The sequence below is a fragment of the Halolamina sediminis genome (assembly GCF_001282785.1).
Taxonomy (GTDB): domain Archaea; phylum Halobacteriota; class Halobacteria; order Halobacteriales; family Haloferacaceae; genus Halolamina; species Halolamina sediminis.
Map to the genome: position 1 here is coordinate 1,807,312 of NZ_CVUA01000001.1, position 23,960 is coordinate 1,831,271.

29 protein-coding genes are annotated in these 23,960 nt (G+C 69.2%); 12 read left to right on the plus strand and 17 right to left on the minus strand.

The window, feature by feature from the left end:
• Positions 1-28: 28 nt before the first annotated feature.
• Genes BN1959_RS08990 through BN1959_RS09000 form a run of 3 tightly spaced genes read right to left on the minus strand, consistent with a single transcriptional unit; the run spans position 29 to position 2,145 of the window.
• Entirely contained in the window at positions 29-814 is a 786-nt protein-coding gene (locus BN1959_RS08990; RefSeq protein WP_053948341.1) for an ABC transporter permease, read from the minus strand.
• The gene (locus BN1959_RS08995) at positions 811-1,752 is read right to left on the minus strand and encodes an ABC transporter ATP-binding protein (RefSeq protein WP_053948342.1); all 942 of its coding nucleotides are present in this window, start codon (positions 1,750-1,752) and stop codon (positions 811-813) included. The genes BN1959_RS08990 and BN1959_RS08995 overlap by 4 nt, the downstream gene beginning before the upstream one ends.
• Positions 1,753-1,803: 51 nt before the next feature.
• Positions 1,804-2,145 (minus strand): hypothetical protein, encoded by a 342-nt coding sequence (locus tag BN1959_RS09000; protein ID WP_053948343.1) that lies wholly within the window; start codon positions 2,143-2,145, stop codon positions 1,804-1,806.
• Positions 2,146-2,304: 159 nt separating this feature from the next.
• Between BN1959_RS09000 and BN1959_RS09005 the strand changes: the two genes are divergently transcribed.
• Positions 2,305-2,892, plus strand: coding sequence for an NAD(P)/FAD-dependent oxidoreductase (locus tag BN1959_RS09005; protein WP_053948344.1), 588 nt, complete (start codon positions 2,305-2,307; stop codon positions 2,890-2,892).
• 188 nt (positions 2,893-3,080) lie between these two features.
• Here the strand turns inward: BN1959_RS09005 and BN1959_RS09010 are convergent, their stop codons facing one another.
• On the minus strand, positions 3,081-3,422 hold the full coding sequence (locus BN1959_RS09010; RefSeq protein WP_053948345.1) for a hypothetical protein: 342 nt from the start codon (positions 3,420-3,422) through the stop codon (positions 3,081-3,083).
• A complete protein-coding gene (locus BN1959_RS09015; protein ID WP_053948346.1) occupies positions 3,419-4,291 on the minus strand; it encodes a type II CAAX endopeptidase family protein in 873 nt (290 codons plus the stop codon). The genes BN1959_RS09010 and BN1959_RS09015 overlap by 4 nt, the downstream gene beginning before the upstream one ends.
• A 106-nt stretch (positions 4,292-4,397) precedes the next feature.
• Between BN1959_RS09015 and BN1959_RS09020 the strand changes: the two genes are divergently transcribed.
• From BN1959_RS09020 to BN1959_RS09030, 3 genes are all read left to right on the plus strand, one after another.
• A complete protein-coding gene (locus tag BN1959_RS09020) occupies positions 4,398-4,736 on the plus strand; it encodes an ArsR/SmtB family transcription factor (RefSeq protein WP_053948347.1) in 339 nt (112 codons plus the stop codon).
• A gap of 1 nt (position 4,737) precedes the next feature.
• Positions 4,738-5,040, plus strand: coding sequence for a DUF7521 family protein (locus tag BN1959_RS09025; protein ID WP_053948348.1), 303 nt, complete (start codon positions 4,738-4,740; stop codon positions 5,038-5,040).
• Positions 5,041-5,155: 115 nt separating this feature from the next.
• On the plus strand, positions 5,156-5,836 hold the full coding sequence (locus tag BN1959_RS09030) for a CPBP family intramembrane glutamic endopeptidase (RefSeq protein ID WP_053948349.1): 681 nt from the start codon (positions 5,156-5,158) through the stop codon (positions 5,834-5,836).
• 155 nt (positions 5,837-5,991) lie between these two features.
• On the opposite strand, the gene BN1959_RS09035 is transcribed toward BN1959_RS09030, so the two are convergent.
• Positions 5,992-6,783: an SDR family oxidoreductase gene (locus BN1959_RS09035; RefSeq protein WP_053948350.1), complete on the minus strand. Its 792-nt coding sequence runs from the start codon at positions 6,781-6,783 to the stop codon at positions 5,992-5,994.
• A gap of 115 nt (positions 6,784-6,898) precedes the next feature.
• Here BN1959_RS09035 and BN1959_RS09040 point away from each other — a divergent pair, with 115 nt between their 5' ends.
• The 6 genes from BN1959_RS09040 (at position 6,899) to BN1959_RS09065 (ending at position 9,593) form a co-directional block, all read left to right on the plus strand.
• Positions 6,899-7,600: a dolichyl-phosphate hexose transferase gene (locus BN1959_RS09040; RefSeq protein WP_053948351.1), complete on the plus strand. Its 702-nt coding sequence runs from the start codon at positions 6,899-6,901 to the stop codon at positions 7,598-7,600.
• A gap of 160 nt (positions 7,601-7,760) precedes the next feature.
• Positions 7,761-8,153: a hypothetical protein gene (locus BN1959_RS09045; protein WP_053948352.1), complete on the plus strand. Its 393-nt coding sequence runs from the start codon at positions 7,761-7,763 to the stop codon at positions 8,151-8,153.
• A gap of 3 nt (positions 8,154-8,156) precedes the next feature.
• Complete coding sequence (locus tag BN1959_RS09050) at positions 8,157-8,363, plus strand: helix-turn-helix transcriptional regulator (protein WP_053948353.1); 207 nt, start codon at positions 8,157-8,159, stop codon at positions 8,361-8,363.
• A gap of 15 nt (positions 8,364-8,378) precedes the next feature.
• Positions 8,379-9,125 carry a CPBP family intramembrane glutamic endopeptidase gene (locus tag BN1959_RS09055; protein ID WP_053948354.1) on the plus strand — a complete coding sequence of 249 codons (747 nt, stop codon included), beginning with the start codon at positions 8,379-8,381 and terminating at the stop codon, positions 9,123-9,125.
• A gap of 27 nt (positions 9,126-9,152) precedes the next feature.
• Positions 9,153-9,338, plus strand: coding sequence for a hypothetical protein (locus BN1959_RS09060; RefSeq protein ID WP_053948355.1), 186 nt, complete (start codon positions 9,153-9,155; stop codon positions 9,336-9,338).
• A 51-nt stretch (positions 9,339-9,389) separates the two neighbouring features.
• Complete coding sequence (locus BN1959_RS09065; protein ID WP_053948356.1) at positions 9,390-9,593, plus strand: hypothetical protein; 204 nt, start codon at positions 9,390-9,392, stop codon at positions 9,591-9,593.
• 11 nt (positions 9,594-9,604) lie between these two features.
• On the opposite strand, the gene BN1959_RS09070 is transcribed toward BN1959_RS09065, so the two are convergent.
• From BN1959_RS09070 to BN1959_RS09105, 8 genes are all read right to left on the minus strand, one after another.
• Positions 9,605-11,803, minus strand: coding sequence for an ArnT family glycosyltransferase (locus BN1959_RS09070; RefSeq protein ID WP_053948357.1), 2,199 nt, complete (start codon positions 11,801-11,803; stop codon positions 9,605-9,607).
• A complete protein-coding gene (locus tag BN1959_RS09075) occupies positions 11,804-13,048 on the minus strand; it encodes an ABC transporter ATP-binding protein (RefSeq protein ID WP_053948358.1) in 1,245 nt (414 codons plus the stop codon).
• A complete protein-coding gene (locus BN1959_RS09080; RefSeq protein WP_079978649.1) occupies positions 13,045-14,712 on the minus strand; it encodes an ABC transporter permease in 1,668 nt (555 codons plus the stop codon). Before BN1959_RS09080 ends, BN1959_RS09075 begins: the two co-directional genes overlap by 4 nt.
• Positions 14,712-15,908 (minus strand): extracellular solute-binding protein, encoded by a 1,197-nt coding sequence (locus BN1959_RS09085; protein WP_053948359.1) that lies wholly within the window; start codon positions 15,906-15,908, stop codon positions 14,712-14,714. Before BN1959_RS09085 ends, BN1959_RS09080 begins: the two co-directional genes overlap by 1 nt.
• Positions 15,901-17,064 carry an alpha-1 4-glucan-protein synthase gene (locus BN1959_RS09090; protein ID WP_053948360.1) on the minus strand — a complete coding sequence of 388 codons (1,164 nt, stop codon included), beginning with the start codon at positions 17,062-17,064 and terminating at the stop codon, positions 15,901-15,903. Before BN1959_RS09090 ends, BN1959_RS09085 begins: the two co-directional genes overlap by 8 nt.
• Before the next feature lie 82 nt (positions 17,065-17,146).
• Positions 17,147-18,754, minus strand: coding sequence for a GMC family oxidoreductase (locus BN1959_RS09095; RefSeq protein ID WP_053948361.1), 1,608 nt, complete (start codon positions 18,752-18,754; stop codon positions 17,147-17,149).
• Entirely contained in the window at positions 18,751-19,299 is a 549-nt protein-coding gene (locus BN1959_RS09100; protein ID WP_053948362.1) for a gluconate 2-dehydrogenase subunit 3 family protein, read from the minus strand. The genes BN1959_RS09095 and BN1959_RS09100 overlap by 4 nt, the downstream gene beginning before the upstream one ends.
• Positions 19,300-19,352: 53 nt before the next feature.
• Positions 19,353-20,510, minus strand: coding sequence for a cobalamin-independent methionine synthase II family protein (locus tag BN1959_RS09105; RefSeq protein WP_053948363.1), 1,158 nt, complete (start codon positions 20,508-20,510; stop codon positions 19,353-19,355).
• A 104-nt stretch (positions 20,511-20,614) separates the two neighbouring features.
• On the opposite strand from BN1959_RS09105, the gene BN1959_RS09110 reads away from it, so the two are divergent.
• A complete protein-coding gene (locus BN1959_RS09110) occupies positions 20,615-21,916 on the plus strand; it encodes an MFS transporter (protein ID WP_053948364.1) in 1,302 nt (433 codons plus the stop codon).
• Positions 21,917-21,968: 52 nt separating this feature from the next.
• On the opposite strand, the gene BN1959_RS15360 is transcribed toward BN1959_RS09110, so the two are convergent.
• Entirely contained in the window at positions 21,969-22,097 is a 129-nt protein-coding gene (locus BN1959_RS15360; RefSeq protein ID WP_272913565.1) for a hypothetical protein, read from the minus strand.
• Positions 22,098-22,182: 85 nt separating this feature from the next.
• Complete coding sequence (locus tag BN1959_RS09115; RefSeq protein WP_053948365.1) at positions 22,183-23,151, minus strand: Gfo/Idh/MocA family protein; 969 nt, start codon at positions 23,149-23,151, stop codon at positions 22,183-22,185.
• Positions 23,152-23,263: 112 nt separating this feature from the next.
• Here BN1959_RS09115 and BN1959_RS14720 point away from each other — a divergent pair, with 112 nt between their 5' ends.
• Positions 23,264-23,476, plus strand: a complete 213-nt coding sequence (locus tag BN1959_RS14720; protein ID WP_053948366.1) for a hypothetical protein — start codon at positions 23,264-23,266, stop codon at positions 23,474-23,476.
• Here BN1959_RS14720 and BN1959_RS09125 read toward each other — a convergent pair.
• The gene (locus BN1959_RS09125) at positions 23,473-23,913 is read right to left on the minus strand and encodes a DUF5683 domain-containing protein (RefSeq protein WP_053948367.1); all 441 of its coding nucleotides are present in this window, start codon (positions 23,911-23,913) and stop codon (positions 23,473-23,475) included. The genes BN1959_RS14720 and BN1959_RS09125 overlap by 4 nt on opposite strands.
• Positions 23,914-23,960: the final 47 nt, after the last annotated feature.

Sequence of the window (23,960 nt, forward strand, 5' to 3'; positions counted from 1 at the left end):
GCGTCCACCCGGCCGTCGGCGACAACCGTCAGTCGCCGCGCGGCACCGCGTACGCGCCGGCGAGGAAGAACACCGTCGACAGCGCCGCGAGCATACCCAGATCTCCCAGTGCGAGCGCGACCGGATCGACGCCGGCCGACGTTTGGGCGCCCGTGTAGGTCAGCGATCGCACGCCGCGAGCGAAGTACGTTAGCGGCGAGAGGTTCGTGATCGGGCGGAACCACGTCGGTAGTAGCGCCGGGGTGACGAACGTCTCCGAGAGGAACAGCAGGGGAAGCGCCACTGAGTTGCTCGCGGCGATGACGCCGTCCTGTGAGTCTGCCAGTCGGCCGAGAACCGCCCCCAGCCCGCAGAACAGCGCAACGCCCAGCGCGACGAAGGGAATCAGGAACAGTAGGTGGGCGCCGACGGCGATCTGCGCGTCGACGAGCGCGACCACGAGGCCGAAGATCAGCAGCGAGGCGGCGCCGATCACGAACACGTTCACGAGCGTGTGTGCGAGCAGCCACTCCCAGCGGCGCAGCGGCGTCGTCGCCAGCTTCTCGAAGCGGCTCCCCTCGCAGTGGCGCGCGAACTCGCTGCCCACCCGCGACAGCGGCGTGAACAGCACGACGACGGCGAGGTAGCCGGGGAGGTAGTAGCCCGGCGGCTCCGCGAACAGCCCGCCGCCGGTGGGCTGAGTGCCCACGAGTACGCCGAAGATCAGCACGATGATCACCGGGAAGAAGAAGGTAAAAAACACCGCCGTGCGCCGGCGCAGGAACGCCTTCGCGCCCGCGCGGCACTCGCTACCGATCCGGCCGAAGCGGCTCATCGCTCCACCTCCGCCTCGGCGGGGGGTTCTGCGGGCCCCGCGACGCCGTCTCCACGGAACGACTCACCCGTGAGTTCGAGGTAGACGTCCTCGAGCGTCGGTTCCGTCCAAGTGAACGACTCGTACTCGATCCCGGCGGCCGCGAGCACGTCGACCGCGTCGTCGATCTCCGCGGCGTCGACGTCGTGAAGCGTGAGCCGGCCGGCGGACGCTTCGACGCGGAAACCGTGGTCAGCGAGGGGGTCGGCACCGGCCTCGGTCCGGATTTCGAGGCGCGACTCGCCGCCGTGTTCCGCGATCAGCGCGGCGGGCGATCCCTCGGCCACGACCTCGCCGTCGGCCAGCATCGCCACCTCGTCGGCGAGCCGTTCGACCTCGTCCATCGAGTGGCTGGTGAGCACGACCGTCGTCCCCGCGGCCGCGAGTTCCTCGATCAGCGTCCAGAGGTCCCGGCGGCCCGCGGGGTCGATCCCGGTGGTCGGCTCGTCGAGGAACAGCACGTCCGGATCGTTGACGAGCGTGATGCCCACGCAGGCCCGGCGCTGCTGGCCGCCGGAGAGTTCCTCGTACCACGTGCCCGCCGACTCGTCGAGGCCGACCTCGGCGATAACCGAGGACACGTCGCGGGCCTCGTCGTAGAGGTCGGCGTAGTAGCCCAGCAGCTCCCGGACGGTGAGGCGTTCCGGTGGGGAGAACGACTGCGGGAGCAGGCCGATCCACGATCGGTCGACGGTCTCGGGCGAGCTACCGAGCAGCGACACCTCGCCCTCGTAGTTGGTCGTGCCGGTGAGACAGCGTACGAGGGAGGTCTTCCCCGCGCCGTTCGGGCCGATGAGCCCGAACACCGTCCCGGCGGGCACCGACAGCGAGACGCCGTCGACGGCGACGAGGTCGCCGTAGCGTTTGGTCACGTCGTCAGCGACGACTGCCGCGTCCATGGTCGGGGTGGGCGACGGCGGGAGGAAAAGCGTTCGTTCTCGGCGGGAGCATCAGACCGCGGCCGGGGCACCGGTCGACAGCGTGAGCCGTGCCGACGTCGGCATCGGGTAGTCGGCCATTGGGCTCCGAGCGGCGACGGACTCTAGGGACTCGGCAATCCAGGACTGCGTCAGCGTCAGCGAGCCGGCGCGCCAACGCCGGAGCAGGATCGCCGCGGAGAGCCCTCCGCGACCCCACGCGTAGGCGCCGCCGACGACCGCGGCCGGGAGCTCCCCTAGCCCCATCGCGGCGAGGAACTCGGCCCCACCGATCCACGTCGGCGCGAGCAGCACGACCGAGGCGAGAAGCAGTAGATCGCCCGTCACCCCCGTGTACCCATCGCTCGGCGTCATTCACTCGTGCCGAGGGAGCTATCGGTGATAAATGTTTTGTGGTGACTATCAGGGTCGATACTGGCCACCTCCGGCGGACGACCCATCGGGAGAGAGACGGTTACGTACTACACCTGCCACCGTGCAAAGAGTTAGGGGTCGAGCGGCCAACTTTCGAACGTGACCGACGTAATCGTCGTCGGCGGTGGTCCCGCCGGACTGAGCGCTGCACTGTTCGCCGAGAAGAACGGCCTCGAAACCACGGTGTTCGACACCGACAAGACGTGGATGCACAAGGCCCACCTGTTCAACTACCCCGGCGTGGGCTCACAGGACGGGACGGCCTTCCTCGATACGCTGCGCACACAGGTCGACAGCTTCGGCGTCGACCGGAAGCAGGGCGTCGAGGTGACCGACGTGACGACGACCGACGACGGGTTCGCCGTGACCACCGAGGACGGTGAGCACGAGGCGCCGTACGTGGTGCTCGCGACGGGTGCGAACCGCGACCTCGCGGAGGATCTGGGCTGTGAACTCACCGACGAGGGCGTCGTCGACGCCGACGTGACGATGGAGACCAGTGTCGAGAACGCCTACGCCACGGGCGCGATGATCCGCGCCGAGGAGTGGCAGGCGGTCATCTCCGCGGGCGACGGCGCCGCCGCCGCGCTCAACATCCTCAGCAAGGAGAAAGGCGAACACTACCACGACTTCGACGTGCCCGCCGACGCCGAGTCGACGTTCGGGGCGATGACCGACGAGGAGTAACGCGTTCACACGAACGTTTTTTCGCCGGGCGTCCCCGTACCGCCCGCCATGGGTGACGACGCGTGCTATCGGGAGTTCTGCCCCGAGTGCGACCTGCAAGAGACTGTCGTCGACGAGGCGTGTCCGGAGTGTGGGGCGGACCTCCCGACGGAGTGAGGGCCGAAGGGGAGGGGGGTGACCGACCCGTCTCAGAGGTTGACCGCGAGCAGCCACGCCTGCCCGAGCGCGAGCGTCCCGAGGAGGAGATGCGCCAGTACGTCGAACAGCCGGGGGTCCAGCCCGTAATCTCTCTCGGTGACGAGGCGCGTGATCCGCAGCACGACGTACGTGACGACCGTGACCGCAGGGATGGCGACCAGCCCCAGCAGCCGGGGGCCGCGCGTGGTCGATATCTGTCCGTCGAGCCCCACGTGCCAGCCGACGATCATCTGCTCGGGGAGCGCGGGCGCGACGACGACGCCGGCCGCGACAGTCGCGATCACCAGCGCGAGCGACGTGAGCTCCGGGAGCGCACGACGGGGGAGAGTCACGCCTCCACCCCCGCCGTCTCGGCCGTCGCACGCCGTTCCGGCCGATCACCCGTCCACGTCGGCGTCCGTCTCTCCCCTGCGGAGAGCGTCTCGGGGCCGTAGCGAGCCACCAGTCCGAGCGCCGACAGGCCGAAGCCGGCGACCAGCAGGGCAGTGAACGGCACCGGGAGCGCCGACGGCCCACCGACGGCTTGCAGCGGGAGGTTCACGCTCGCGTTGAGCATCCCGTGCATCAGGATCGCCGCGGGCACACAGCCCCGCGAGCCGTTGTACAGCCACGTGAACGCGACCGAGGCGACGACGACAAACGCTGCGTAGCCCGCGGGTGCCGTCTCGTACACGCCGAAGACGAACATCGGTGCGTGCCACAGCGCCCAGACGGCGCCGACAACGACGCTCGCAGTCAGCGCGCTGTAGCGGGCCTGCAGGTGTGGGAGCGCGAACCCACGCCAGCCGAACTCCTCCTGTCCGCCGCCGAGCAGCGTAGCGAAGACGACGTTGATCGCGAACGCCGCGAGCGCGGGACGGAGAGTTCCCTTCGCGAGGCCGTCCGCGAGCACGAACATCGCGACGCCCATCGCCGAACTGACCCCGAGGGGAAGCGCCAGCGCGGCGGCGTACCACCGCGGCGAGCGCCGCCAGTCGAGCGTCGACACGAGCCAGCCCCGAACGGACTCGCCGCGCAGGCGGGTAACGACGGCGGCGGCGGCCAGCGGCCCGAACGCGCCGGGAAGGGCCGCGACTTTCACCATCGGCCCGTCGACGGCCGGGAGAACGGGGAGCCACACGCCCCACGAGAACGCGAGCGTGAGTGCGAAGTACGTTGCGGCGGGGTGTCGGTCGACCGCGTCGAGTGGAGAGTCGGACATCGCTACCAGTCACATTGCGGGGAGGGTCAATAGAGGCGGAGCCAGCGCTTCACGCGCTGAAGCGTCCGGTAGCTCTTTAGGTGGTTTTCCCGACAACGCCCACACAGTGAGTGAGGAGCTCGAGGCGGTCGCCGGGCTGCTGGAGGACGAGACAGCCCGGGCTATCCTCACTCGAACGAACAGAGAACCCATGTCCGCAAGCGAACTCGAACAGCGGTGTGACGCGTCGGGGCCGACGATCTACCGGCGGCTCGAACGGCTCCGGGAGCACGACCTGATCGAGGAACGGACCCGGCCGGATCCGGAGGCTGGCCACCACAAGCAGGTGTACGCCCCGAACCTCCGGCGGGTGACCGTCGAGCTCGTCGACGGCGAACTCCACCTCGAGATCGACCGCCGGGAGGACATGTCCGACCGATTCACGCGATTGATCGAGGGGATCTGAGATGTTCGAACCACTCCAAGTGGGCGCGACCACCGGCGCGTTCCTGCAGGCCTACGAGATGGTCGGCGCGGCGCTGGGGCTGTTCATCGCCTATCTCGCCTACCGCGGCTACCGGCGCAACGACAGCCGACCGATGCTGTACCTCGCGATCGGCTTCGGGATCATCCTCGGACTCCCGGTTCCGGTCGTGGCGGTCTCGCTACTGTTCCCGTCGATCCCCGGTCCCGTGAATCAGGCGTTCATCCAGACGCTGGAGATTGGTGGGCTGCTCTGTATCATCTACGCGCTCCGTATGGAGCCGTAGCCGGGATCGTCGGGCCCTACACTTTTACTGACTGGGTGTCGTGTCACCCCTACTGTATGTTCTCGAGACGGTCCCCGTCCACCGGCACCGAAGGGCAAACCACCCCGGAGACCGGATGAGCCTCGTCACCACCGCCGGCGGCCTCGTCGTCGCGTTCGCCGGCTACCCCACCGCACGCCGGATCGGCGGGCGGTTCGCCACGCCCGCGGTGCTTCCGGACGACGAGACAGTCCGGGAGCACCTGCTGAAGTGGTTCGTAACGGGCGTACTGCTGGCGTATGTGGTGGGCGTCGAGGGAAACTCGTTTGCCTCGCTCGGGGCGACGCTGCCGCCGTCGATACCGATCGCCGGCGGCGTCGGCGGCGTCGCCGGCCTGCTCGTCTGGTGGATCGGCGGGCTCGTCGGCACGATCGCGCTCTCGACGGTCGCGTACAACCTCTTCCGGCATTTCGAGTGGGACACGGGCGAGGCGTTCTCCGCGGAGCAGGGCGAGCGACCGGCCGCGGTGTTCCTGTTCACCGCGGTCACCGCCGGGCTCACCGAGTCCCTCCTCTATCAGGCCTACCCGATCGAGCGGCTCGCCGCACTGTCGGGGTCGGTCGTCATCGCTGGCGTCGTCTCGTGGCTCGTCTTCACCGTAGTCCACTACGCGACCGGCCGATTCTCGCTGCAGGCGACAGTGTACACGAGCGTGCCCGCACTGGCAGTGACGGTGCTGTACGTGCTTTCGGGCAGCGTCTACGTCATCGTGCTCGTCCACGCGACGGTGAACGCGCTCAGCTTCCTCTCGCAGTAGGGAGTCGTAGTTGGCTACACACAGCCACGGCAACGACTCCGAGCGAGCGGCCGACGCCGCTTGCTGGTCACGCGCCGTGATCGGCTATACACAGCTACGGCATCGGTTCGGAGCCTGCGCGACGGAGCGCGCAGGCGCTCACGCGCCGTAGCTGGTTACAGGTTGCTCGCGCCGGCACCGCCCTCGATCGGGAGCGCGACGCCGTTGATGTAGGAGGACTTCGGCGAGGAGAGGAAGGCGACGGTGTCGCCCAGCTCCATCGGCTCGCCGATGCGCTCCATCGGGATGCCGTCGCCCCAGTCGGCCAGCCCTTCCTCGTAGTCGTCGTAGTCGCCGCGGTCGACCGCCTGCTCGACGAGCTCCTCGATCCGCGAGGTCTCGTGAGGGCCGGGCAGCACCGCGTTCGAGCGGACCTCCGGCGCGAGCTCCTTCGAGAGCGTCTTCTCCAGCCCGATCACGGCCATCCGGACGGAGTTCGAGAGGACGAGCGAGTCGATCGCCTCCTTCACCGAGCGGGAGGTGACGAACGTCATCGTCCCGTGGTCGGACTCCTTCAGATGCGGCGCCGCCGCCCGGACCGTCCGGACCGCGCTCATCACCAGCAGGTCGAACGCCTCGTACCAGTCCTCGTCGTCAGTCTCGAGGAACGCGCCGCTGGGCGGGCCGCCGGCGCTGGTGACCAGTGTGTCGATCCCGCCGAACTCCTCGACCGTCCGCTCGACGAGGTGTTCGATGTCGTCTTTCTCCGTCAGGTCGCCCTGGACGCCGACGACCTCGCCGTCGCCGACGCCGTCGATCTCCTCGACGGCCTCGGCGAGTCGATCCTCGTCTCGACCGTTGACGACGACGTTGGCGCCCTCGCGAGCCAGCGCCGTCGCCGACGCCTTGCCGAGACCGCTGCTCGATGCCGTCACCAGTGCGCTCGTGTCGTCGAGTTCCAGATCCATACCGTACTCTGCACTCGGGGAGACCTTAAACCCGACTCGCTCCGGAAACGCCTGCGGGGTTCTCCGAGCAGAGTTTTTCGGCAAGCCTAAACCATCTCCTCTCCTCCGAGTATCCATGAGCGAGTACACGCTCGCGGACGTGAGCGTCGTGATGGGCAGCTACAACGAGGCGGAGGCAATCGGACCAGTGCTGGAGGATATCGACGAGGCCACCGACGGACAAGCCGAGGTCGTCGTCGTCGACAGTTCGAGCGACGGCACTGCCGAGATCGCCCGCGACCACGGCGCGACCGTGATCGAGCAGGAGCCCCAGGGGTACGGGTACGCGGTGTGTAAGGCGCTGCTGTCGGCGACCAACCCCGTACGGATCACCACCGACTGCGACGGCACCTACCCGATGGCGCGGATCCCGGACTTCCTCGACCTCATCAACGAGGGGTACGACGTGGTCAGCGGCGACCGGCTCTACCACGGTGCGGACACGATGCCGACGCTGAACCGCTTCGGCAACTACGCCTTTGCGGGGCTGTCGAGCGTGCTCTCGGGGGAGTACCTCCACGACGTGACGACGGGGATGCGCGCCTACCACGAGGACGTGATCGAGGAGATCACCTGGACGGAGAACACCGGGCTCTCGGCGGAGCTGCTGATCCGGCCGGCGATGCGCGGGTACGAGATCCGCGAGGAGCCGATCGCCTACGACGAACGGCTGGGCGAGACGAAGCTCGACCCGTTCTCCGGCGGCGCCGAGATCGCGGGTTCGATCCTGGGAGTGTGTGCGGCGGAGCGCAAGCGGCAGTTGACGAGTCTGTTCTAACCGTCTCTGTGACGCCGTTCGGTTCTCTCGGGCCGAGTAGCGAGGGGTACGGCTGAACGGATCGACCCCTGTCGACAACTCGAGTACGTGACTGAATGGAGCAGCTACTACCCATTTTGGAAAATACTTATTACACTGTGTCAGATATACCCGACATACGATGCTGAAGCTGCAACGGGACGTTCCGCTCGCAGTCGCGGTGATCGGGATGGTGCTCGCGACTGTCGGCGCGGATCTGGCGTCGTCGCCGGAGCTCGCGCTCGGGTTGGTGATCGGCGGCTCGGCGCTCACCTGGGGGACGCTCCTCGTGATGGCGCTGTTCATCGACGACAGAGTGTGGGGCCGCCTGATGAGCGACGAGCGCATGAACCGAATCACCCACCGTGCGGGCGCCGCGGCGTGGCTCTGCACGCTGGCGACGCTCGTCACGCTGGCACGGGCGGTCGACTACTCCCCGGTGGGCGTCTCGACCCAGAACGCGCTGCTGGCGGCGGCAGCCGTCGCGATCGTGGCGTTCCTCGGGTCGATGGGCTACCACAGCCGGCGGATGTGACCGATGGAGAACGATCTCAAAGTCTGGCGAGCGAAAGCGGACGTGACACAGGCGGAGCTCGCGAAGGAACTCGACGTGGCGCGACAGACGATCAACGCGATCGAGCGCGGTCGGTACGACCCCTCGCTCGAACTCGCCTTCAAGCTCGCCCGTTACTTCGACTGTTCGATCGAAGAGATATTCACGTACGAACCGGACGACGGCACCTGATTCACCCCACTCACGATGCCCTCCACGAACGACAGTTCGAACGCACAGTCTGACGATCACTCCACCCTCCGCCCGGTCGGCGTCGCGATCGGACTCGCGGTAGCGGGCCTCGTCGTCAACGTCGGCGCGAGTTTCCTCGCCGGCCTGATCGCTGCCCTCGCCCTCGGGCCGGAAGCGGTGCTGAACGACGGGACGGTGCAGTTCGCGCTCGGGCTCCCGGGCCAACTGCTCGTGTTCGCGTTCGCGCTCGGCTACGTCCGCTGGCGGTCGCTGGACCTCCCTATCAGTCTGCCCTCGCGGAACGGATCGCTGCTGGTCGGCGCGATCGTGGCCGCCTCCGTCGCCGCCGCGTTCGGCCTGACGCTGCTCCGGCAGGCCGTGTCGGGCAGCATCACGTCGACGATCGGCGGCATGGTGTCGGCGACCCCGTCGCTTACGCTGTGGATCGGCGTCACGTCGGTCCTCCTGATCGCCCCCGCCGAAGAGCTCCTGTTTCGCGGCGCAGTGCAGGGCCGCCTCGGCGAGCAGTTCGGCACGTGGCCGGCGGTGGCGGGCGCGAGCACGCTGTTCGCGGGGTGGCACCTCCTCAACTTCGACGGAACGGCGCTCGGAACGCTGCTGGCCGCCGGCGTCGTCGGCGCCGTCTCGCTCCTCTGGGGGTACGCCTACGAGCGCACCGGAAACTTCGCCGTTCCCGTCCTCACCCACGGGCTGTACAATCTGACGCTGATGGCGATCACGTACGCGCAACTGACCGCGTAGTCACGACGAACACACCCACTCAGACCGATGTTCGAGAACGCAGTTCCGAAAGTCGACGTCGAGAAACGAGTAACGATCGCGCTGTCACTGATCGCCGTCGCGGCGGGAGTGATCGCCGCGTACTACACGGGACAGACCGGGGAGCCGCACCCGCTGTTCGTGGGCTGTGCGGGCCTGACCGTGTTCGTGCTGTTGTTCACGTCTGACGAGTAGCACCACCGGCGAACGAACAGTTTCACGGACCGGCCCTCCGAACGGGGCGTCGTGTCCCGCGACCAGTTCCTCCCCACTCGACTCCTCCTCTTCGTCGCCCTGCTCGTCGTCCTCCCCGCCTACGGGCTCTACACGGGCGATATCGCCGTTCTCTGGACCTCGGTACTACTCGGCGGCGCACTGTTCGTCTGGAAGTGGCGCTGGTGGTGGATGCCCATCCGGGAGTACGTCAGCCCCGGCGCAGACCAGCCGTAAACCCGCGAACACTATCCGGAAACGGCCTCTACCGTCGCGTTCGCGAACTGCCCGGGCGGCGACGGGCCCAGCCCCGCCGGCACACAGCGATCCGGCACCGGACAGCGCTCCCGTGTCGGCGACAGCGCGCGCACCTCGTCGCCGGCGGTGTCGATCGGGAACACGAGCTGGTAGCTGAACCCCGCGCTCGGCCCGGTGGAGACGAACACCGTGACACGAAGCTCGTCGCGGTCCTCAACCTCGAACGTGCCCGGCTGTCGGATCCCCTCGCCGGCGAGTCGCGCCGTGCTCTCGTTGACGGTGAGCGTCAGCCCGAGGGTCCCCGGACTCTCGGTCGCGGCGGCGTACGTCTGCCCGCCGTCGCCGCCGGCGCGGATCGACACCGACTGGGCGCCCTCGGGGACGCCGACCGCCGCGTCAATCCTGACCGACTCCCCCGAGATACGCTCGACGGGGCGCAGTTCGGCTGTCACGCGCTCGCCGTCGACGGGGTTCCACGGGCCGCGCATCACGTACCGCCGGAGCTCGTGGTCGGGGTTAGCGGCGGCCACGTCGAGCTCGTCGTAGTCGCCGATGGCGTACAGCGACGGGCCGTCGAACTCCGGGTCGTTCCGGACCGCCTGGAACGGGTGGTTCAGCCACGGGCCGTACACCGGGGTGAGGAACGTGAGCGTCTGCTCGTCGGTCTGATTACCGCCGAGGGCGGCGTTGCCCATCGAGAGCCCGCCTTCCTCCTCGAACGGTTCGTAGGCGGCCGCGAGCTCCTCGCTGACCCCCGCGTTGTGCTCCAGCGGGCGCTCCGCCGCGTCGGCAGCGACGGGCGCGGCGACCCCCGCCGCCACGATCACGACGGCAAGCGCGACTCGGCCGGCCGTCAGCGCGTCCGGAAGTCGCCGGGCGGCGACACTCCCCAGCCTGTCGGCACCCCACACGACGGCGACAGCGCCGAACACCGCAGTCGGGACGAGCACGTCGTAGTGGTAGTACGGGCCGAGGCTGTGGATCAACCCGTCGTCCTGCGCGGTGAGCGCGCCGAGGATGTTGAAGTTCCCCCAGAACGCGACGTTGCCCGCCGCGATCGAGACGAACATCCCCGCGACGGTCGCGCGCCGGCGGGTGAGCGCTGCGGACGCGCGCTCGCTCGCGTCCTGCACGCGGCCGAGCACTGCCGATCCCGCGGTCGCGGCGACGCCGGCGGCGGCGAGTGCGGCGCCCACCGTCCCCATCGCGACCCACTCGGTGAACAGCTGGGAGAGCACGCGGCGGTTCGACTCGATCCCGAGTTCGAGCGTGTAGTTCTCCTCGTGGCCGAGGATCTCGCGGTGGCCGAAGCCGGGGCCGTCCTCCGGCGCGAACGCTTGGTACGGGAACACGAGGGGCTCGCCCGTCACGAGCACGTTGTACCCCAGCGCGACCAGCACGCCGACGATGCCGAGCCCCGCAGTCAGGAGGCGGCGGACGAACAGCTCCTGCTGGGCATCGGTCACGTCGTCGAACGGCGCCCGCCACGCGCCCGAGCGGAGGAGCGTCCCGACCGCGTGGAGGATGAACGGCGACGCGAACAGCACGGCGGTGTACGGTCGGGCGAAGAAGGCGGTCGCGATCGCGGCGCCGGCGACCGCCGCCATTCGCCGGCTCCCGGTCCGCTCCCCGCGGAGGTACCCCACCGCGAAGCAGAGTTCGAACGCCGCCGTCGCCGCGTAGGGGAGGTACACCCCCGAGTGGATCAGGAACAGCGGCGACGCGAGCACGAGGACGCCCGCGACGGCGCCGACCCGCCAGTCGAACAGCTCGCGGGCCAGCGCCGCGGTGCCGGCGACGACGGCCGCCGAAATCCCCGCCAGCGCGATCGGGTAGCCGCCCAGAACGCGTCCCAGCGCGAACACGGCGGCCGGGACGGGCTGGTACTTCGAGTACAGCCCGCGCGCGCTCTCGACGAAGAACCACGGGTGGAACGGCCCGTCGACCGGCGGTTGGAGGAACAGCTTTCCGGAGAGCAGCAGCTCGGCCTGCTGGAGGTAGACGCCCTCGTCGTGGTTGATCGAGTGGTACGGAAAGACGCGGGTCGCGACGAGGAACGAGATGACCGCGGCGACGAGCGCGAGCAGGAGGATCGCGACCCGGCCGCGGTCGAGGCGGTCCCGGGCAGCGTCGACGGCGGTTCGGAGCGTCGCAGTCACCGCGGCGGAGTCGGCGGGCTGCCCGGACATCTACGCCGCGGGGTACCAAGCGAGGGTGTGGTCGGCGACGAGACGGACGCGCACGCGCTCGCCCACGTCGACCTCCTCGGCGTGGTTGTGCAGGCAGCGCACCACGGGGCCGTCGTCGAGCTCGACGTGGTAGACGAACGAGGGGCCGGTGTACTGGCGGCGGACCACCACGCCGTCCGCAGTTGGGGCCGAGGGCGTCCCCCCGTCGGCGGCCGAATCCGTCGGCGCCCCCCCGTCCGCGCTCGCTCTGACGGCCTCGGTCTCGGCGGAGATGGGGCCGGCCTCGCCGTCGACCGGCGCGAGCCGGAGGTCGTCGGGGCGGACCAGCACGTCCACCTCTGCGCCGACGTACTCGTCGGTCACGCCTTTCAGCAGGTCGCGGCCGTAGGAGCCGATCGTCGTGTCGACGGAGCTGTCGGTGATCTCCCCGGGGACGAAGCTGGCCTGGCCGAGAAAGGAGGCGACGAAGCGGGACTCGGGGTGTTCGAACAGCGACTCGGGGCTGCCGACCTGTTCGACGTGGCCGTCGGACATCACCGCCACGCGGTCGGAGATCGACAGCGCCTCCTCCTGATCGTGGGTGACCGAGACCGCGGTGACGCCGGCCTCGTTGAGGATCCGAGTCACCTCCTCGCGCATCTCGACTCTGAGCGCCACGTCGAGGTTCGAGAACGGCTCGTCGAGCAGCAACACGTCGGGTTCGGGGGCGAGCGAGCGCGCGAGCGCGACCCGCTGGCGCTGCCCGCCGGAGAGTTCCGTCGGGGAGCGGTCGCCGTACCCCTCGAGCCCGACGAGGTCGAGCAGGTCGGCGACGCGTTGCTGTGCGACGTCGCCGTCGCGGTCGTCGAGGCCGAACGCGACGTTCTCGGCGACCGAGAGGTGGGGGAACAGCGCGAACTCCTGGAACACCATCCCCACGTCGCGCTCCTCCGGCGGGACCGTTCGTCCCTCGCCGGCGACGACCTCGCCGCCGACGCGGACGGTGCCCTCGGTGGGCGATTCGAGGCCGGCGATCGTGCGCAGCGTGGTGGTCTTCCCACAGCCCGACGGCCCGAGGAGCGTGAGAAGTTCGCCCTCCCGGACTGCGAGATCGACGCCGTCGACGGCCCGCTCGCCCGCGAACTCCTTGGCGACGTTCGAGAGTTCGAGCACCGTCTCGGCGTCGTCGTCGACGCTCGTGTCCGCCCGCTCGGCTGCTCGCTCCGCCGCTCGCTCGTCGGTCGTGGGGGTGTATTCGTTGCTCATTGATCGCGTCCCTGAACGAGGAGGGGGATCATCGAGAGTCCGGACACCACCACCAGCACCAGCGCCGGCAGCGCCGCCCGGCCGTAGTAGCCGCCCTCCTGAACTCGCCAGATGTACGTCACCAGCGTTGTAAACCCTGTCGGGTGGAGGATCAGTGTCGTGTCGAGCTCCTTCATCGTCGTCAGGAAGACGAGCGCCGCGCCAGCGAGCACGCCTGGGGCGATCAGCGGCAGCGTCACCCGCCGGAACACTCGCCGCGGCGGCTCGCCGAGCACGCGCGCGGCGCCGAGCAGCGACGGATCGACCCCGAGCACCGACGACCGGGTCGCGCCGACGGCTTGGGGCAGGAACCGCACGACGTAGGCGAACACCAGCAGCGGGAGTGACTGGTACACCGCCCGCGCGGCGGTGGGCCCGAACCACTCCGCCAGCTGATTGCTGCTGAAGAACACCAGTGCGAGCGCGAGCACGACCCCCGGCATCGCGTAGCCCAGATACGTCGCCCGCTCGGTCAGCCACGCGAACGTGGACCGTGAACGGCCGGAGTAGTACGCCACGGGGATCGCCAGCGCGAGCGTCACGGCCGCCGCCAGCGCGGCGACGTAGACGGAGTTGAGCGCGAAACCGGCCTCGAACGCCCGGCCGCCCACCTCGTACGCCAGCGCCTCGGCGCGGACGAACCACATCGTCAGGATGCCGACCGGGAGCGCGAGCGTGAACGTCGACACGAGGGCGGGCAGCAGCATCGCCGGCCAGCGGAACCGCCCCAGCGAGATCAACACCGACGACGAGGAGGCCGCGCCGTAGCCCGAGTCCTCGCCGTCACCGATTCGGGACTCCAGCGCGACCACGACGGCGGTGACGGTCAACAGCTGCAGCGACAGCAGGGTGGCGTTGTTCCGGCCGTCGCCGAAGCTGTTGAGCTCGACGTAGATCATCCGCGTGAACACGTCGTACTGCATGATCGTCGGCGTCCCGAAGTCCGACAGCGCGTACAGCGCGACGAGCAGCGCACCCGCGGTCACGGCGGGGAGGATCTGTGGCAGTATCACCCGCCGGAACGCCGCGAAGTAGTCGACGTTGAGCGTGCGCGCGGCCTCCAGTTGGGTCTCGTCGAAGGAGAGCAGCGCCGCGCGGGCGGTGAGGAACACGTACGGGTAGACAAACAGCGTCAGCACCAGCGCGGTGCCACCGAGCCCGTACACCTCGGGGATCTGGACGCCCAGCGGCGCGAGCGCGTCCGCGAGCTCGCCGTCGGGACCGAACGCCGAGACGTACGCGAACGCGCCGACGTAGCTGGGGATCACCAGCGGGAGCGCGATGACGACGGTCCAGAACCGGCGGAACGGCAGGTCGGTCTGGACGGTCAACACCGCAAGCGGGACGCCCAACAGCACCGAGGCGGTCGTGACGATCGCGACGAGCGCGAGGCTGTTGGCGAACACGTCGCCCGACGAACCGATCAGCGACCGTGCCTCCGCGAGCGGCACCTCGCCGGCTCGCAGCAACAGCCAGAGCAGCGGCGACAGCACCGCGGCTGCGATGGCTCCCGAGAGCAGGACCAGCGGCGTCGAGACGCCGTCGTCGTCCAGCCCGAGGAACCGCCGAGCGAACAGCCGGAGGCGCCCCTCCGGTTCGCGAGTGGTGTCGCCAGCGGCGCCCATTACAGGACGCCGACCTCACGCATGAGTTCGACCGTCGGCCCGATCTCGGAGAGCCGCGCGAGGTCGAACTCGGGGGGGTTGAGCTCGTCGATACGCGGGAGGTCGCCAACCGGCGGCACGCCCGGGATCATCGGGTAGGCGTACGCGCGGGTCGCGAAGTACTCCTGGGCCTCCGCCGAGAGCAGGTGCCGGACGAAGGTCCGTGCAAGCTCCTGCTGGGGGCTCGGCTCCAGCACCGCGGCGCCGGCGACGTTGATCAGCGCGCCCGCGTCGCCGCTGGTAAAGGCGAGGTCGATCGGCGCGCTCGGTCGCGCGGCCTGTACGCGGAGCGCGTAGTAGTGGTTCGCGAAGCCGGCCTGGATCTCGCCGTCGGCGACGGCGTTGGAGACGAAGAACTCGTTCGCGTACTCGGTGATGCCAGCGTCGACCATCCCCTGCAGCCACTGCCGGGTGGCCTCCTTGCCCTCCGTGATCCGCATCGCGGTGATGAACGCTTGGAACGCGCCGTAGGTCGGGCCCCAGCCCATGTTGCCCGCGATGCCGGAGTCGGGCAGGTCCATCACGTCGTCCGGGATGTCGCTCTCGTCGAGCGCCTCCGTGTTGTACGGGATCGCCCGGGCGCGGCCGGCGGTGCCGACCCACGCGCCGTTGGGGTGGAACTCCTCGGGCACGGGGTCGGTCACCTCGCTCGGGAGCTCGCTGGTCAGCTCCTCGGCGGCGACGGCCGCGAGCGAGCCGGCGTCGACCGACCAGAACACGTCGGCGGGCGTCGCCGACCCCTCGGTGATGATCGTGTTCGCGGCGTCGGCGGTGCCGGAGACCCGGGGGGTCGCCGAGAAGTCGGGGTAGATCTCCTCCAGCTTGTTGATCAGGTCGCGGTAGAGGCCGCCCTCCCCGCCGCCGAGGTAGATGGTGAGCTCGCCCTCGAGGTTCGGCAGTTCCTCGATCCGGGTGCCGCCGACCTCGTCACGGCCCTGCGCGAGCACGCCCGAGCCACGGAACTCCGAGAACTCGGCGCCCAGGCTGCCGTCGCCGCCGCTCCCGCTCGGCGTGTCGGTGGCGGTGCCGTTCCCGTCAGCCGGCGTGCCCTCGGTTTCGGTCCCGCCGCCGTTACAGCCGGCGACGCCGACGAGGCCGGCGCTCGCGAGGCTCGCGAGCAGCCGGCGGCGGCGCTTGGAAGTCGGTTCGTCAGTCATCGGCGGGCACCTCCACGGTGTCCGCGGCGGTCGGTTCGATCGCGTCGAGACAGTCGATCCAGTCGTTCATGTATTCACCACAGTAGTTCAGGAACGCGCCGTTGTTCCACTCCTCGAAATCGCCGGTCGCGAGCGCGTCGGCCATCGACGCGAACGCCTCGCGGTAGGACGTCGCGCCGGCGGCGGCGTCGTCGATCACTTCCCAGACGTGCTCGTTGAGCTCGAGCCCGGCGACCTCGTTCTGGAGGTCGTCAAACGTCGAGCGCGGCGCCTTGTTGTGCTCACACAGCGGGCCGCCGTTGTACACCTGCTTGCCCAGCACGTCGGCGGCGCGCTTCAGGAACAGCCCCGACCAGATGTCGTCGAAGCGGCCCACGTCCCAGCGGTTGTCGTCCATCGGTAGCTGGTAGAACGCGGGGATCACCTCGCGGCGGAACGCGAGGTTCATCGAGCAGACGGTCAGGTACTGGCCCTCTGCGGCGACGAAGTCCTCGCCGAAGTCGTCGCGAGTCGTGCGACTCTGGGCCTGCCCCTGCAGGTCGCCGTCCATCAGGATTCGCACTGCGTCGAGGTCGGGGACGTTCGTCCAAAGACCCTGCGAAGCGACGACGTCGTCGACGTGGGTGGGCTCGCGGTCGACGTCCTCGTCCATCGCCGCGTAGGGGTAGCCACGCGGGTAGAGGTCGCCGTCGGCGTCGTCGAGCACGTTCACCCACGACTCGTCTGAGGCGCGGGACTCGATCTCGCCCTCGTAAGAGAGGTTCTCCATGTGGGTGCCGAAGAAGTCCTCGTCATCGTGGGGCAGCGTGTCGTCGTCGATGAACACGCCGTAGTCGAAGCGCTCGTGGGCCCACATGTACAGCAGCCCGAAGGAGGTCTGGGCGTGGCTGGCCTCGGGAATTAGGTGTGCGTACTCACTGGCACCCTGCTCGGCGAACCACTCCTCGCGGGCGGTACCGTCGAAGACGGCGCCATCGACGCCGAGCTGGTCGAGCATCGTCGCCATCTCGTCGGTGTCACAGAAGTCCTCCGTGACCAGCACGACGAACAGGCGGTCGGTGTCGAACCCGTGTTCGCGGGCGTTGGCGATGTACGCCTCCATACACTCGTACTCCCGTATCGTGGGGACGATCACGCAGATGTCCTGCTCACTCATTGCTCGCCGATTGTTTAGGGAGTCCTAAAACGTTGCCGATTTTTCGGGCAGCCAAAACCAGTTGGGCGATCGACAGTCCGAGTCAGAGGCGCGACTCGATCGCGTCGGCGGCTCTCAGCGACAGCGCGGCGATGGTGAGCGTGGGGTTCATCGCGCCGCCGGTGACGAAGGTCGAGCTGCCGGCGATCGTGAGGTTCCCGAGGTCGTGGGTGCGGAGGTCGGGGTCGACGACGCTCGACTCGGGGTCGGTACCCATCCGGGTCGTGCCCATGTGGTGGTAAGCGGGGCCCGTCGAGTCCGGGCCGACGACCCACTCGATTTCGGCGCCCATCTCCTCCAAGACGGCGCGCTGGATCTCGTTGGCCCGCTCGATCGTCCGGCGGGTGCGCTCGTCGAGCGACCAGACGACCTCGGGCACGGGGTTGCCGTGGTCGTCGGTGCGCGAGCGGTCGAGCGTGACGCGGTTCTCCGCACGGGGGAGCTGTTCGACGAGCGCGCCCATCGCGACGTGATTCCCGTAGCCCGCGCGGATCTCTTCGAGCAGGTCGTCGCCGAAGCTCTCCGCCCCCATCGCGATGTCCGCGGGCGCGGGGCCGGCGTAGTTGAGACACTCCAGCTTGATCGCCCCGCGGCTCGCGTCCTCGCGGTCGTAGAACTGGTGGCTCTCGGTGGTGTTGAAGCCGACGTGTTTCTGCCGGGTGCGTTCGTCGAGGCGGCCGCCGACGCCGGCGAACAGGTGGTCCATGAAGTACCGCCCGACCGCGCCGGAGCCGTTCGCGAGCCCGTCGGGGTACTGCTCGCTTTCCGAGAGCAGCAGCAGGCGTGGCGTCTCCACGCCGCCCGCCGCGAGCACGAACTCCTCGGCCTCCTGTCGGTACGTCTCGCCCTCAGGCGTGACGTACACCGCAGCGGTGACGCGCTCGCCCGACGAATCGTGTTCGAGCCGCTGGACGGGCACCTCGTCGATCACACGAGCGCCCTCGCCCTCGGCGCTGTCGACGTGTCGCAGCGCGTGGTACTTCGCGCCCGAGGGACAGATCGGCCGGCAGGTGCCGTAGCCGACGCAGGCGCTCTCGCCGTCGGTCGGTTCGGAGTTGCGAGCGTTGGGCACCGAGTGGGTCGTGATCTCCAGTTCCTCACACGCCTCGGCGAACAGCGAGTCGCTGTAGGACGGCGGGAACGCGGGCAGCGGGTGGGGCTGCTCCCGCGGCGGCGCGAAGGGGTTGTCCGACGCGCCCGCGACCGCGAGCGCCTCCTCCGCGGCGGCGTAGTAGGGACGGAGGTCCGCGTAGTCGATGGGCCAATCCTCGGCGATGCCGAGCTCCGAGTCGAGTCGGAAGTCCTGCTCGTGCAGGCGCATCACCATCCCCTGCCAGTGGAGCGTCGAGCCGCCGACGCCCTTCACGCGGGCGGCGTTGAGTGGGTAGAACCGATCACCGCCGGAGGTGTACGCGTCGCGGGGGCCGCCCATCCCCCAGATCGGCGTGTCGTCGCCGGGCCGGAGGTGGGTCTCCATCCGTTCCTCGCGGTCGTCGGGGTCGAACCGCGGGCCCGCTTCGAGCACGACCACTTCGTGCCCGGCCGCGGCGAGACGGTCCGCGACGATCGCGCCCGCGGGGCCGGCGCCGACGATACACACGTCGGCGTTCTCGGTGGGCGTGCGATCCTGAGAGGACTGGACTCTGCTCATTCCGGCCCCCGCTGGTAACTGGCTGTGCCGCCCGGATACCCCGGCGGGTTCTCGAGACCCGCCAGCGACGCGCCCGTGGGCGACGCGTACAGGCCGAACAGGAGGTCGTTCACGAGATAGTAGCGCACCCGCTGGTCGTCGTCGCCGTCCGGGTCGGGATCGGCGGTGTCGACGGCCATATAGGAGAGCAGTTCCTCGCGGGTCCCGGCGTCGAGGTCGGCGTACGCCGCCCCTTCGAGGCTCTCGGCGTACTCGTTCAGCGTCGCGACCGCGTCGAGCATCCCGCGGCCGTGCTCGGGACGCTCGCGCACGCGGGGTCGAACCCACTCCGTGACGAACTCGCCGACGTTCTCCACCTCGCTGGGGTAGAGCACGCCCGCGAGTGCCACGAGCGTCTCCAGATCGTCGTCACCCAGTTCGGGATCGGCGTCGCCGCTGGGTTCCCCCTCGTCCCACGAGTCGGCGTCCGGTGCGGAACAGCCCGCGACGCTGCCAATCCCCGCCGCCGACAGCGCCGCGAGCGCGTCCCGTCGAGTCAGCTGCATCCCTCGACGGAGGATTTGGTCAGCCTAAAGAAGAGCGTTGTGGAAGCGGTCGGCTACCGGAGTCGTTCCGAGGCGATCTCGGCGCCCTCGACGAGCGCTTCGAGTTTGGGCCACGCGATGTCGGGGTGGACCATCCCGAGACCGGCCTGCGTGCCGAACCCGCAGTCGGGCGCGGCGACGATCTCGGTGTCGTCGGGGACGACGGTCGCGACGCGCTCGATGCGGTCGGCGATCGTCTCCGGGTGGTCGATGATGTTCGTCTTCACGTCGACGACGCCGGGGATCAGCGTCCAGCCGTCGGGCAGGGGGTGCTCGGCGAAGGCGCGGTACTCGTGCTGGTGGCGGGGGTTGGCCTGCTCGACGCTCAGCCCCGAGATGTCGGCCTCGTACAGCGTGGGCAGCATGTCGACAAGGTCGGTGTCGAGGTGGTGGGGGCCCTCGTAGCTCCCCCAACAGGTGTGGAGGCGGACCTGCTCCTCGGGGATGCCCGAGAGCGCCTCGTTGAGCGCGTCGACGTGGAGCTCGACGACCTCGCGGAACTCCTCGACGCTGTCGTCGGCGAACAGGTGGCTGTGGCCCGTCGCGAGCAGGTCCGGCGCGTCGATCTGGATCGTCGCGCCCGTCTCCGCGAAGAGCTCGTACTCCTCGGCCATCGCGTCGGCGATGTCGAACACGTACTCCGCGTGGTCGTCGTAGTGCTCGTCGACGTGGGTCGCCGCGACGACGCTGGGGGAGGCGGTCGTGAAGAACGTGTTCTCGATGTCGACGCCCGTACCCTCCAGCGCTTCGCGGAGCTGTTCGACTTCCTGCTCGGCGGCGTCGTGGCCCTCGTAGCGGATCTCGCCGGTCACCGCGGGCTGTTTCGCGAGGTCGATCACGTCGGTCTCGAACGTGTCCTCCGCGACGGCGGGGTACTCCTCCAGATCGGCCCACAGCTCCTGCTCGCGCTTGCCGCCGATGTTGGTGAGTCGATCGCCCACGTAGTAGTTGAACGAGACGCGGGGCTGCTCGCCGTTGTTGATCTCGTCGATGCCCGTTTCGAGCTGGCGGTCGACGATGTCGTGGGTGGCCTCGCGGCTCACGCGGTCCCACTCCTCGGGGTCCACGTCGCCGCCGGCCTCGCGGGTCCGCAGCAGGTCGAGCAGCTCCGGGGGCCGCGGGAGGCTGCCGATGTGTGTCGTCTGGATCCGATCGCCGTCGTGAGTCGACATACTCGGTAATAATTTTACTCACAAATATAACCAGTGGTTTTGCAGAGGGCGATAGACCGGCCGGAAACCGTCCATTCAAGCGGGTCCGTGCCGGGGTGGGCAACATGGACGGAAACGACCGGCGGATCGTGGGGCTGGCGGGGGCGGCCCACGCGCTGGTCCACACGTACGAACTCTCGGTGCCCATCCTCGTGGGGATCTGGCTGGCAGAGTTCGCGACGACGGCGGCCGAGCTCGGTATCGTCGTCGCGGTCGGGATGGCGCTGTTTGGTATCGGCGCGCTGCCGGGCGGTGTGCTCGCGGACCGCTACGGCTCGCGGAAGCTGATCGCGCTCTGTCTGGTCGGCATGGGAGGGTCGTTCCTCGTGCTCTCGGTCGCGCCTGGCGCCGCCGCGGGGGCGATCGGCTCGGTCCCCGTGATCTCGACCAGCCCCGCGGTGATCGCGATCGCGGTCGCGCTGGTGCTGTGGGGCGCCGCGGCCAGCGTCTACCACCCCGCGGGGCTCGCGCTGATCAGCAAGGGCGTCTCCGAGCAGGGCCGGGGCTTCGCGCTGCACGGGATGGCCGGCAACATCGGCATCGCGGCGGGGCCGCTGGCGACGACGGTGATGCTCGCGTTCCTCGACTGGGAGACGGTCGCGGCGGTGCTGGCGGTACCGGCGTTCGTCGCGGCCGCCGCTACGCTGTTCGTCGACGTCGACGAGCGAAGCTCGTCTGCCAGTCAGACGCAGTCTGACGACGTCGACGAGTCGACCCACCGGAGCGACGACGACGAGGAGGACGACACGCCCGACACCATCGGCGAGTTCCTCGACGTGTCGATGATGGTCGCAAAGAGCGCGTTCGCGTTCGTGTTCGTCGTCGTGATGATGAACGGGCTCTACTACCGCGGCGTGCTGACGTTCCTGCCCGAACTGCTCGCGGGACTGGAGACGTTCCAGCCGATCGAGATCGCCGGCGAACCGCAGGAGCCGGCGAACTACGTCTACTCGGGCCTGCTCGCAGTCGGTATCGCCGGCCAGTACGTCGGCGGCCGGCTGACCGAGCGGCTCTCGCCGGGGCAGGGGATCGCGTACGCCTTCGGCGCGCTGGCGGTGCTTGCGGTGCTGTTCCTCCCGCTGGCGTCGATGGGCGCGGCGCCGCTGCTGCTGGTGAGTGCGGTGCTCGGCTTCGCGCTGTTCATCGTCCAGCCGATCTATCAGGCCGCCGTCGCGGAGTACACTCCCGAGTCCGCCCGCGGGCTCTCCTACGGCTACACCTACCTCGGCAACTTCGGCGTCGGCGCGCTCGGCGCGGGGCTGGCCGGCGTGATCCTGACGTACTCGAACCAGACAGTGCTGTTCCTCGTGTTCGCGCTGATCGCCGGGATCGCCAGCGGCGTCGGCGTGCTGTTGCTGCGGCGGTAGTCGGCTGACGGTGGAGATCCCCACCGTGTCGGTCTCACGACACGGTTTCGGTTCAGAGTTTGCTGATCGTCACGACGTACTGGCTCCCACAGTCACACTCGAGGAGTTCGTCACAGTTCGACCCGCCGGCGTGACTGAGCGTTCCCGCACAGTCATCGCACTCGATCTGGACGCCAGTCATGTTGCTCAACTAACTTTTCTGCGAGGGAATAAATGTTGGCCAATAACTACGTCCCGCCTCCCCGGGAGGTGGCGCGGATCGACCCTCACTCGGTGTCGACGAGCACTCGCTCGCCGTCGGACGCGAACACCGCGTCGACCACGTGCTGCACGCGGTTCGCTTCCGCGAAGCTTACCAGATCGCCGCCGTCGCCGTCCAACTCGGCGACGAACTCCTCGACTAACTGCAGCGTCGTCTCGCCGGGTTCGTCCACGGCCACCTGCTGCTCGGTCCCCTCGCTACTCTCGGCGAGTCGGTACCAGTCGAGCAGCGTCAACGACCCCTCGGTACCGACGACGGTCATCGAGTTCTGCTCGTCCGCGCCGCAGTCGGTCAGCAGGTCGATCGTTCCCGGGACGCCGTCGGCCGCGAAGTAGCCCGTGATCGACGCCTCGTAGCGCCCGGGGGCGGTGTACTCGACCGCGGTGTCCACCCAGTCGACGCCGCCGAACGCCTCCTGTACCCCGAACAGGTAGTGGGTGCCGACCTCCCGGAGGGGGCCACCCTGCTCGCGGCCGGCGAGCCACTCGACGTCCTGCCACTCGCGAGGCCACTGCGGGAAGCGGAACGTGAGCTCGATCCGCCGGGGCTCGCCGATATCGCCGGCGTCGATTCGGTCGATCAGCTCCCGGACGCCCGGCGTGTAGCGGAACGGGAGGTTGATCGCCGTCGGCTGGTCGCTCCGGTCGGCCAGCGCCACAAGCTCGGCGCCGACGCTTGCGTCCTCGGCGATCGGCTTCTCACAGAGCACCGGCTTCCCGGCGTCGACAGCGGCCTCGACCACCTCGCGGTGGGCGTTCGGCGGTACGCCGACGTAGACAATGTCGACCGCGTCCTCGGCGACCATCGTCTCGTGGTCGGTGTAGGCCGCGCAGTCGTACTCCGCGGCGAACGATTCGACCTTCGACTCCAGCAGATCGCAGGCGGCGTGGAGGGTCGTCCCGACGTGTGCCTCGAACGCGTCGGCCAGCCGGTGGCCGATGACCCCACAGCCGACGACGGCAACGTTGTACACAGCGGGCGGAGGGAACGAGAGGGTTTCAGCCTTCGGTCGGCGGCGACCGCTGCGGGTCGGCCACCGACCGCGCTCCGCCGGGGTTATGTCCCCAGCCGGCGACACCGGAGACGTGCAGACGACCGACGACGGCGTGTTCGGCCGGCTTCCCGGACGGTACGCACACGCCTATCTGGTGCTGACGTTTTTCGTCCTCCCGGCGGTGGCGGTGGTGCTGAGCGGCGGCGGCGTACAGCGGCCGCCCGGCCCGATCGCGACCGCGCTGCTCGTCGCGATCGTCGTCCACCACGGCCTGTTCCTCGTCGCGTCGGTGCTGCTGGACTAGACGTCCAGCGGCGGCTCCCGCCCGTCGGCGACCACGTAGGCGTCGTACACCGCGTACAGCCAGACGGCGGGGTAGAGTACGATCCCGACCAGCGCCAGCACCGACAGCATCGCGACGAAGCTGGCGACGACGATCGTCGCACCCTTCGCGGGCTCGCGGTTGTAGAACTGCCCGAGCCCCGGCAGGATCGCGGAGTACACCGCGGCCACGAACGGGTTCTCCCCGTTGGTCAACACCTCGATCAGGTCGTCCATCGACGACCCCGGCGACTGCTGGCGGACGCCACACTTCGGGCAGATCTCCGCCTTCTCGGTGATGATCGCGCCGCAGTCCCGGCAGTACACCTGCCCGTCGTCGGGCGTCGATCCGTCGTCGCTGTCGGGAGTCCTCGACCCGTCGTCGCTGGAGGGGTTCTCGCAGGGACCGTCGTCAGTCATACCCCGTACTGGGCGTCCGAAGGGGGTAGCTCTTGTGGCATACCCGG